This window comes from Pseudomonadota bacterium (genome assembly GCA_039815145.1).
In the GTDB taxonomy this organism is placed as follows: Bacteria; Pseudomonadota; Gammaproteobacteria; order Steroidobacterales; family JBCBZW01; genus JBCBZW01.
This window is the reverse complement of sequence record JBCBZW010000156.1, coordinates 1-10394: the sequence shown is the minus strand read 5'-3', so window position 1 is coordinate 10394 and position 10394 is coordinate 1. Positions and strand designations below refer to the sequence as shown.

General features: G+C 64.7%; 6 protein-coding genes and 1 riboswitch. Of the genes, 2 read left to right on the top strand and 4 right to left on the bottom strand.

Features of this window, described 5'->3' with window-relative positions; all coding sequences use genetic code 11:
- Nucleotides 1-289: winged helix-turn-helix domain-containing protein (locus AAF184_22410; protein MEO0425105.1), on the bottom strand; the 289-nt coding region annotated here is incomplete at its 3' end.
- A gap of 119 nt (nucleotides 290-408) precedes the next feature.
- Nucleotides 409-3288 (bottom strand): aminomethyl-transferring glycine dehydrogenase, encoded by a 2880-nt coding sequence (gene gcvP / locus AAF184_22405; GenBank protein ID MEO0425104.1) that lies wholly within the window; start codon nucleotides 3286-3288, stop codon nucleotides 409-411.
- Nucleotides 3289-3483: 195 nt separating this feature from the next.
- Nucleotides 3484-3574, bottom strand: a riboswitch (glycine riboswitch).
- Between the two features lie 1724 nt (nucleotides 3575-5298).
- On the opposite strand from gcvP, the gene AAF184_22400 reads away from it, so the two are divergent.
- Together AAF184_22400 and AAF184_22395 are read left to right on the top strand one after the other, a co-directional pair.
- On the top strand, nucleotides 5299-6858 hold the full coding sequence (locus tag AAF184_22400) for a DUF885 family protein (GenBank protein ID MEO0425103.1): 1560 nt from the start codon (nucleotides 5299-5301) through the stop codon (nucleotides 6856-6858).
- Nucleotides 6852-7514 (top strand): hypothetical protein, encoded by a 663-nt coding sequence (locus AAF184_22395; protein MEO0425102.1) that lies wholly within the window; start codon nucleotides 6852-6854, stop codon nucleotides 7512-7514. Before AAF184_22400 ends, AAF184_22395 begins: the two co-directional genes overlap by 7 nt.
- Nucleotides 7515-7522: 8 nt before the next feature.
- Here the strand turns inward: AAF184_22395 and AAF184_22390 are convergent, their stop codons facing one another.
- Both AAF184_22390 and AAF184_22385 read right to left on the bottom strand, forming a co-directional pair.
- Nucleotides 7523-7966, bottom strand: a complete 444-nt coding sequence (locus tag AAF184_22390; protein MEO0425101.1) for a response regulator — start codon at nucleotides 7964-7966, stop codon at nucleotides 7523-7525.
- Nucleotides 7941-10394: ATP-binding protein (locus AAF184_22385; GenBank protein ID MEO0425100.1), on the bottom strand; the 2454-nt coding region annotated here is incomplete at its 5' end. The genes AAF184_22385 and AAF184_22390, both read right to left, overlap by 26 nt.

Here is a 10394-nt window from a genome sequence, read left to right as displayed (position 1 = left end):
GCGGCTGCACCCAGGCGTAGCCGAGGTTCGGGTGGGTGCGGATGGCGTCGAGGGGTTTGAGGGCGGCGCGCAGGGCCGAGATCGCCTGAAACAGGCTCTGGTCTTGCACGTGGCCGCGCTGCCAAACGCGTTCGATCAGATCCGCCTTGCTCACCGCTTGCCCCGCATGCGCCAGGAGCACGCCCAGGAGCGCCGCGGTTTTCGGACGCAGGGCGATGAGTTCGTCGCCCCGACGTAACTCGAGGCGGACCGCGTCGAAGCGGAACTCGGCGAATCGATACTCCCTCACGGCAACTCTCCCCAGGTTGCGGATTTCTAGCTGAGTCGTTTGAGTCGCGGGCGCGCGCATCGTTCCGCGGCGGACGCATGGCCGGCGACGGGTGGGTCGCCGGCCACGCTGACGAGCGGCTACTCGTCGCTCGCGTAGTCCTCCAGCGGCGGGCAGGCGCACACCAGGTTGCGATCGCCGTACACGTTGTCCACCCGGTTGACCGGCGGCCAGTACTTGTCGATGCGGAAGGCGCCAGCGGGGAAGCACGCGGTCTCGCGCGAGTAGGGGCGGTCCCAGTCGCCCACCAGATCTTCCACCGTGTGCGGTGCGTTCTTGAGCGCGTTGTTCTCCCGGTCCACCTCGCCGCGTTCGATGGCGGCCGCTTCCTCGGCGATCGCCAGCATGGCGTCGCAGAAGCGATCCAGCTCCGCCTTCGACTCCGACTCGGTGGGCTCGATCATGAACGTGCCCGCCACGGGCCAGCTCATGGTGGGCGGGTGGAAGCCGCAGTCGATGAGGCGCTTGGCGATGTCGTCCACGGTGACGCCGGCCTTGTCGTTCAGCGGGCGCGTGTCGACGATGCACTCGTGGGCGACCCGTCCGTTGCCGCCCGTGTAGAGGATGTCGTACGCCTTAGAGAGGCGTTGGGCAATGTAGTTGGCGTTCAGGATCGCCACGCGCGTGGCCTGGGTGAGGCCGCCGCCGCCCATGAGCAGGCAGTAGATCCACGAGATCGGCAGGATGCCCGGGGAGCCGTAGGGCGCCGCCGAGACGGTGGGGCTCCCGGCTGCAGCGCCGTTGGCTGGGTGATCGGGCAGGTAGGGCACGAGGTGCGCCTTCACGCCGATCGGGCCCATGCCGGGGCCGCCGCCGCCGTGGGGGATGCAGAAGGTCTTGTGCAGGTTGAGGTGGCAGACGTCGGCGCCGAAGTCGCCGGGGCGGGCGAGGCCGACCTGGGCGTTGAGGTTGGCACCGTCCATGTACACCTGGCCGCCGTGCTCGTGGACGATGTCGCACACCTCACGGATCGTCTCCTCGAACACGCCGTGGGTGGAGGGGTAGGTGATCATCGCGGCCGCGAGGTGATCGGCGTGGGCCTCCGCCTTGGCGCGGAAGTCGTCCACGTCGATGTTGCCGCCGTCATCGGTCTTGATCACCACCACCTGCATGCCGCACATGGCGGCGGAGGCGGGGTTGGTGCCGTGGGCGGAGGAGGGAATGAGGCAGACGTCCCGCTGCTTGTCGCCGCGGCCGTGGTGGTAGCCGCGGATCGTGAGCAGGCCCGCGTACTCGCCCTGGGCGCCGGAGTTCGGCTGCATCGAGAGGCCGTCGAAGCCGGTGATGGTGCAGAGCTTGTCGGAGAGATCCTCGATGAGCTCCGCGTAGCCGGCGCGCTGGTCGGCGGGGGCGAAGGGGTGGATGTTCGAGAACTCGGGCCAGGTGATGGGCAGCATCTCCGCCGTGGCGTTGAGCTTCATCGTGCACGAACCTAAGGGAATCATTGCGCGATCGAGGGCAAGATCGCGGTCGGCGAGGCGGCGCATGTAGCGGGTCATTTCCGCTTCCGCTCGGTTCATGTGGAAGACCGGGTGGGTGAGGTACTCGCTGGTGCGGCGAAGCGCCTGCGGCAGGCGCTCGAAGCCCGGGCTCTCCTCCACCTTCACTCGCGAGCCGCCGAAGGCGCGCCAGATGCCCTCGATGTGCGGCCGACGGGTGGTTTCGTCCACCGTGAGGGCGATGCGATCGCGGCCGATGCGGCGCACGTTGATGCCTTCCTGCAGGGCGTTGCGCACGATCAGGCCCTGGTAGGCGTCGACCTGGATGGTCAGCGTGTCGAAGAACGCGTCGGGTAGCACCTCAAAGCCGATCTGCTCGAGGCCCTCGGCGATGACCACGGCGCGCTTATGGATCGAGCGGGCGATGGCGCGCAGGCCCTGGGGGCCGTGGAACACGGCGTACATGGACGCGATCACCGCCGGCAGCACCTGCGCCGTGCAGATGTTGGAGGTGGCCTGCTGGCGGCGGATGTGCTGCTCGCGGGTCTGCAGGGCGAGGCGGTAGGCGCGGTTGCCGCGCGCATCGCGCGAGACGCCCACCAGCCGGCCGGGCAGGGCGCGCTTGAGCTTGTCGCGCACGGCGATGTACGCCGCGTGGGGGCCGCCGGCGCCCATGGGCATGCCGAAGCGCTGCATCGACCCCACGGCGATGTCCGCGCCCATCTCGCCGGGCGGCTTGAGCAGGCACAGGGCCATCGGGTCCGCGGCCACGACGGCCACCGCCTTATGTTCGTGTAAGGCAGCGATCGGCGCGGTGAAGTCGTGGATGACGCCGTTGACGCCCGGGTATTGGAATAGAGCGCCGAACACCGTGGCGGGATCGAGGTCCGTGAACGGATCGCCGACGACGATCTGCAGGCCTAGCGGCTCTGCGCGGGTGCGCAGCACGGCGATGGTCTGCGGCAGGCAATCCTGGTCGACGAAGAAGGTGTTCACCTTGGCGCGGTTGGTCCGTCGCGCCACGCCCATGGCCTCGGCGGCCGCGGTGGCCTCATCGAGCAGGGAGGCGTTGGCCACGTCCAGCCCCGTCAGATCCGAGGCGAGGGTCTGGAAGTTGAGCAGCGCCTCGAGGCGCCCCTGGCTGATCTCCGGCTGGTAGGGCGTGTAGGCCGTGTACCAGGCGGGGTTCTCGAGGATGTTGCGCTGGATCGCCGGCGGCAGGGTGGTGCCGTGGTAGCCCTGGCCGATCATCGAGTGCAGCACCTGGTTCTTGCTCGCGGTCTCGCGCACGAAGTTCAGGGCGTCGCCCTCGGCCATGCCGGGACCGAAGTCCAGCGGCTCCTGCAGGCGCAGGTTGGCGGGGATGGTCTGCTCGATCAGCGCCTCGAGGCTGTCGACGCCGAGGGCCTCGAGCATCGCGTCCATCTCGGGCTGCGATGGGCCGATGTGGCGGCGGTTGGCGAAGTCGTAGGGCTTGTAGTGGGGGGTGCTCTCGTCCGCGGGGTTGGCGGTGAGGTCGATGTCGATGGGGCGCGTCGTGCTCACGTGGGCTCCAGAGGGTGCGGTCAGCCAAGAGAGCCGGCCAGCACCTCGTGAGCGCCCGCCGGGTGTCTTGCCCCCTCTGTCACGTGGACCTGAAAGATTCGGGTGTGGCGGCCGCCGCACCTTGTCCCCTTCGGTGGGTGAGCACGTGGGCTCACCGCTCTCCAGAGTGTTTTGTGCGCAGCGGTCCTCGGTACCTGAGAGTTTCCGGGGCGGTTGCTCCTTCGGCGCCGGCCGTGCGGCCGGTCTCTCCCACAACGCGCGACGATGCTCTTACGAATGACGCAGCCGGTCAAGTTTTGTCGCGTGAGCGGTGCACAAATCTGGAGTTGCGAATCGTGGTCCGGGGGGAGCCTCGAGCGTCTGACTCCGCTCCGTAGAAGTTGGGGATCAACCTGACCTCTGCGGGTGATTTGTCTGGATGCTTGTTTTGGGACGTTCCATGCTCGTCCGTCTACCGACAGACTACCCTTGCCGTCGCCGCAGCATGATCCTGGACCAGACCACTCGCCATGTTATCCCCAAGACTCCCCCGGCCGTACTTCCGGATGGAAGCCCCACGCAAAAGGCGATGCTAACCCAGCTCGGATCTTGTGCCGCAGCGACGAGCGCGAACAAGAGAACGCCACCGCTGCCAGCAAGTAGTATCGAAATGCGATCTCGATAGGCGAGCAGAGTTGCCGCGCCTATCCCTAACCCAGTGAGCAATCCAATCGGCCAGCGTGAAGTGGGTTCGGTAAGCACTACCGCAGCAATTCCGATCGTCGCGCCTACTATGAACCCAATAAGCGCGGCCGTTAGTCTCGGGGATATCCGCTGTGCATGGTCTCCACTATCTCCACGGTTTTCCATGCTTGAGGCTGAAGTTTGGGCAGGTGAGGCGCCTGAAGAGATGCTCTCGGTTTGTGTGCCGTAGCGATGAAGTAGCTCATTCAGTTCCTCTGAAACCACTGCCAAAAGGTCGGTGCGGGCCCGAAAGCTCTTCAGAAGTGTGACTGCATCTGATACGTGTTCCGGCTCTCTGAGTGCTTGACGCAACTCAAGCAGTATTGATGCCTGTTCGGTTCGGCTAAGCTCCCCGCTCACGTTTAGGCGAGAGCTAATGCGTGACGCTGGGGATGTTGGGATGCGTGGAGGTTCCGGCAATGGGTCTGGGGGAGGTTTCCGCGTTCGTACGGAGGAGATGGCGCGCCCAAGTCGTAGCGCAGCTTCACGATTTGGTTCGGTGTAAGAGACTAGGTGTAGCTTCTGTAGCGCAGGTGGCAGAAGGTTCGGTGAGACTGATGCAGACAAGACAACCGGAACTATCGGCGCGTAGACTGCTGTAGCGTATTCGTACTCGCAACGGCACGCAGCGGAGCGAAGTGACGCGGGATCTGTGGCTAGAACTAGGGCGTCGCATTCACGGATTTCTTCCAGAATACGGTCCCACCACGCTTGCCCGCCACTGAGCTCCTGATCGAGCCACACGGTATGACCGAGCGCCTGGATATCTCGAGCGAGTGCCAGCGCTTGTTCGATGCTGGCTCGTGAATAGCTCAAAAAGATACGCGCCATCGGCCGATCCTAGTGCAAAGTTAAGCATTCGAACAAAGCGCGACGTGCTGGCCTCGCCGCCACGCTCCGACCCTGAATAGCTTACACGGTAGTTGGCAAGGATGCGGTAGAGCTTGACGGGATCGCCGTACCAAGGCGAGGACCGCTCAAGGTGGTTTCGCGTGCAGTGTGCTTGGCTTAACCCAGGGTTGTAGGCTCGCCGTTAGGCTTCGCTAGTGTTTGCGGTATCGATGAGCGTATCGCGGCGCGTTCGCGCAAACTGATCGTTGTTGTACGGCGGGAAGACGGGAGAACCCGATGCGATGGAGTCGGAGGTGCGCTGAATTTGCTATTTGGCTTTGTGTGGCCACATGCCAGATCGTAGCAAGCGCGCAGGGTTCCGAGTCGCCATGGCTCACTACTCGCGGCCACGCTCCGGATTTCGGCCAGTCAGTGCCCGGATACCACGATCTGCTAGCCCTCTACACTCGCTTCCGCCAGCTCGCCCAGGGCGAGTGGCGCGAGGGCGTCGCCGACTACTCCCCCGCCGCCATGCAAGCCCAGCACGAGGCGCTGCAGACCCTCCGCGCCCGCCTGGATGCGATCGACGACGCTGATTGGCCCATTCCCCTGCGCGTCGATCGCATGCTGCTGCTGGCCGAAATGCGAGGTCTGGATTTCCAACACCGCGTGCTCCAACCCTGGGCTCGCGATCCCGCCTTCTACAGCACCACCAACCTCGGCTTCGGCCCCAAGATGCTCGGGGCCATCGCTATACCGCGCCTCCCCCTGGAAGATGAGGGGGAGGTCGAACAGTTCGCCGCGAAGCTACGGGCCGTGCCGCGCGTGTTGGCGCGGGCCCGCCAGCAGCTCACCGATCCCCGCGGCGACCTTGCCCGCCTCGCCATCGAGCAGAAGCGCATCGAGCGCAACGTATACGCGCGCATGGCCGAGGAGCTGTCGCAGCACCATTCGGCGCTCGCGCCCCTGGCGAAGGAGGCGGCGCAAGCGGCCGGCGAGTTCCACGCATGGCTAGTGGATATCGAAGGTGATCTCCCGCCCCATGGCGGCATCGGCGAAGCGCAGTACGACTGGTACCTGCGCCACGTGCTGCTCTTCCCGTACACGGCGCAGGAGATGCGCGTGATTGGCGAGCGCGAGTACCAACGCTCGTTGGTGTTTCTGAAGCTCGAGGAGCGTCGCAACCGGGCCATCCCCATGATCGAGCCGGCCACGTCCTTCGAGGAGTTCGAACGCCGGCGTGCGCAAGCGGATCAACAGCTCCTCGCCTTCTTGCGCGAGGAAAAGCTGATGACCGTGCCGGAGTGGCTGGTGCCGGCGACGGGGGAGGGGCCCTACATCCTGCCGGCCGACCGTGATCCGGCTAAGCCCGGCCCCTTCGAGGCGCCCATTCAACGCCATTTCTTCCGCCAGGCCGAGGATCGATCGCCCTTGCCCCTGCGCGCGCACAATGTGCCCGGTCACCTGTTCGACGCCCTTCAGCTGCGGCGGGATGAGCGACCGATCCGCGGCGACGCGCGTCTGTACTTCATCAGTGGGATCCGCGCTGAGGGGTGGGCCATGTACCTCGAGGAGATGATCCTCCAGGCAGGCCTGCTGAGCGATCGCCCCAACACGCGCGAGATCCATTACATCCTCCAAGCCAAGCGTGCGGCGCGCGTGTTGCCGGAGATTCAGATGCACCACAACCGCTGGACCTACGCCGAGGCCCTCGAGTCGCTCACCGCCCGCACCCCCTACTGGATGGGGCCCAACGATGCGATCGCCCGCTTCGATCTCGAGCTCTACCTGCGCCAGCCAGGCTACGGAATCGGCTATTACATGGGTAAGGTGGAACTCGAGGCACTGCTCGCGGAGGTGGCGGCAGAGCAGGGAAGGGGCTTCGACCTTGCCGCCTTTCACGATCGCTTTCGTGCGTCGGGGCAGATTCCGATCTCCCTGATTCGCTGGGAGATGACCGGCCGCGACGACCAAGTGGAGAGCTTGTGGTAGCGGTGCGGCATGCGCTGTTCGCATCCCTCGCGTTGAGCGCCGTGGGCGTGGCCCATGGCTTGGAGATGCGCGGCACGGGCACGCCCGGGGAAGATGTCTTCATCGAGCGCGTCGTGACCGTACCGGGAGCGCTCGAGGATCTATCGCCCGTCGAATGGAACGCCCTGGTACGCGCCGAACTCGACGCGTTGCTCGGGGAAGATCATGGCTTGGAGGTGAACTTCATCGCCGCCGGCAAGGAGGCGGACCAAGTCTACGCCGGCCTCACGGCGACCAGTCCGATCTACTTCACGGGCGATGACGCCACCTTGCTCGTCATCTCCGTCTCCCTGGTGCCGGAGGGCGAGCCGGCGGTCCTGGCCCACGAGTCCGGCCATCGCGCCCACGACAAGCGCCTGCTCGAAGACCTGCCGATGCGCAGCTTCGCCGGACGCGCGCTCACGGGGCGGGAACGGGCCGAGTGCCTGATCCTCTGGTCGGACGCGGCGGTGGATGCCTACCACGCGCGCGTCGGCAGCGACCTGGGGGAGGCGGAGGAGCTGATGCAGAGAAGCCTTGGAGTGGACGCGGAGAATGAGGCGCTGATGCGTACGGTGGCCGCTCGGGCCGCTGCCACCACGCGGCGCCTCACCCCATGCCCGGGGGTATGGGAGTAGGCGCTCACCTATCCAGGGTGATAGCTTGGGAATTCGACCACGCGCCAGTAGGCGTCGATCAGCTTGATTGCATCCAGGAACCCAGGGCCAGCGTTGCGCTTGACCAGGAAGCCGGCGACATTGCGGTCGTAGGCACGAAAGCGGTCTTCCTCGTCGTTGGATGTGGTCAGGACGAAGACGATAGCGTCGTGCAACTCGGGGTCCTGGCGCACCTCCTGGAGAAACTCGTGGCCGTTCATACGAGGCATGTTGATGTCGAGCAGAATCAGGTAGGGCTTGGGGACGCGGCCATCGCGCAGCATCTCCAGCGCTTCGATGCCATCACCCGCCACGGAGATGGGATTGGAGATCTTCTCCTTGGTGAAAGAGCGCTTTAGAAGCGTCACGTCTAGTTGGTCATCCTCCACCAGGAGGATATGGACTTCCTTACTGCCCTTCGTCTGCGGCGCCACCCGATGCCCCTTTCGCGTTGAAGTGTCTTGGCCATGTGAAGAACACGCTGGTGCCGCGCTGGCCCGCGTGTGACTCGATCCAACAGCGTCCGCCCTGCCACCTCACAAGCTTCTGCACGATGGACAGGCCCAGCCCGGAACCTTCCACCACGTCTCGTGATTTCAGGGTCTGAAACATCTTGAACACGCGCTCGTGAAACTTCGGATCGATGCCCGGTCCATCATCGACGACCGAGAAGATGATCTCATCGCTGCTGTCGTAGGCATCGATTTTGATGGTCCCTGCCTGCGAATCATGGTGTTTTAGGGCGTTCGTGATGAGATTTCCGAAAATCTGCCGCAATGGTGTTGGCGCCGTCAGCAACCGGGGTAGATCGGGGGAAATGGCGAAGTCGAAGCCCTCAGGTGCGTTTGATTCGGCCGCGGTGTCGCGCACCAATTCCCCGACATCGATCTCTTGTTCGGCTTCCTTCATCTTGCCGACGCGGGAGTACAGCAGGATGTCGTCGAGCAACGCCTCGAGCCGTTGCACGCGCCCCCGCAACATGTCGAGCTTGTCAGTTGCTTCCTCCGGCGTGTCGCTCTGCAGGTCCTCGCCGATCCACTCGGCCAGGCTGTCGATGCTGCGCATAGGAGCGCGCAGGTCGTGTGAGGCGATGTAGGCGAATTGCTCGAGTTCGGTGTTGGCTTGTTCGAGATCCAACTGGGTCTTTCGTAGCTCCGAGATGTCGTTGGCGATGCTACAGATGGCGTAGATGTCATCGTAGGCGTCGTAGAGGGGGAACTGAGAGGTGATGAGGTGAACGTCGTTCGATTGTGAGCGGAAGCTCACCGCGAAGCTCACGGGCTTTCGCTCGCGGAGCAGGACTTCGCGATGCTTCTCAAGGGCCTGAGCTAACGCGTTGGGTAGCACTGCCGCGAGCGACTTGCCAGCCAGCGATGGCGCGTTGAGTTGGAACTCGTCCGCCACGCGCGCATTCAGGTTGCTGACCCTGCCCTCGGGATCCGTGATGATGATGTAGGCGTTGGAGTTGTCCAGCACCGAACGAAGGTCGTAACGCGCCTGGCGAAGAGACGCCTCCTGATTCTTGCTGAGCACGAGGTCGGCGATGCGCGTGCCCAAGGTGATGTCGATTGGCTCCCAGGGACGCGAGCACCCGCGGGTCACTTCGCGCCAGCGACCGAAAGAGGCGCGCGGTGAGAGGTGAAAACCAACGGCACTTTGGCTGATGCGCTTCTCTGGCCGTCCGGCCCAGATGACCTGCTCCGACTGCTCTTTGCGAAACCACATGACGAAGTCCTCAACCGAGGCGCTCACGGGCACGGCCAACACTCCGCACGCGCAGGACTGGCCGACGCTGTGCAGCCCCGTGTCGCGGGAGACGGAGTCGGTCACGAACACGCGATCGTCGTGGTTCGATTCCAGCCAGGCGATCAGCTGTTGGGTGAACGACACTTCGGGGGTCGTGCCGAAGGCGAGGTCCTTGCCCTCGATGCGTAGGATCATGCCGTCGGCGTCCACCGCTTCCAGCATCTTCTGGTGCTGCGACTGCATTGCCTCGAGGAGCGATTCGTCGGGGCTCAGGGCGGCGGCGAGTCCCCGTACGGCAGCTTCAAGGTGGAGGATGCTGGCCTCGGCGTCGTGTCGGGCGGTGTTGCTCAGCACGGCGGAGAAGGTGTGGCCGAGAAGCTCGGCGACCATGCGCTTGGGGTACGGCACGTAGAGCGGTGTCGCGTGATGGCAGGCGATGAGCCCCCACAGCTTGTCGTTCTGCATCACCGAGACGGACATCGAGGCGCCCACCTGCATATTAGCCAGGTACTCGAGGTGGACGGGGGAGACGGACCGAAGAATTGAATGTGTTAGATCGATCGGTTCGGCCTCACCGGGCCAGTGGTCGCTCGGTGACAGGGCGACGGGGCGGTAGGCTACATCGGGAATCAGCCTTACGTAGTTCTTCGCATACAGTGCGCGGGCTTGGCGCGGGATGTCCGAGGCCGGGAAGCACATGCCTTGGTAGCTCACCATGTGGGGAGCCCTGCTCTCGGCGACGACCTCGCCGTTCCAGTCTTCATCGAAGCGGTAGAGCTTGACCCGATCGAAGCCGGTCAGCGCACGGACCTCGTTGACGACATGCTCCTCTAACTGTCGCTGACTCTCGGCCCGCTGCAAGCGGGTGGCGAAGTGGGTGGCGCGCACGAACAGATCTTGCGAGTCGAGACCGCCGCCTACGGGCTCCAATTCCAGGATCAGACCACTACCACTGTGGTGCATCACTGCGTGGAATCCGCCGTGACCGTCTCTGAGTTGGATCTCGCGGTAGCTGGTGGTGAGCGCCTGGGTGCCTGCGAGTGCTTGCTCGAGTCCGTCGATGTCCGATCGTGCTGCTCGACAACGTGAACCCGGCCTACTCGTCGCAACCGAGTG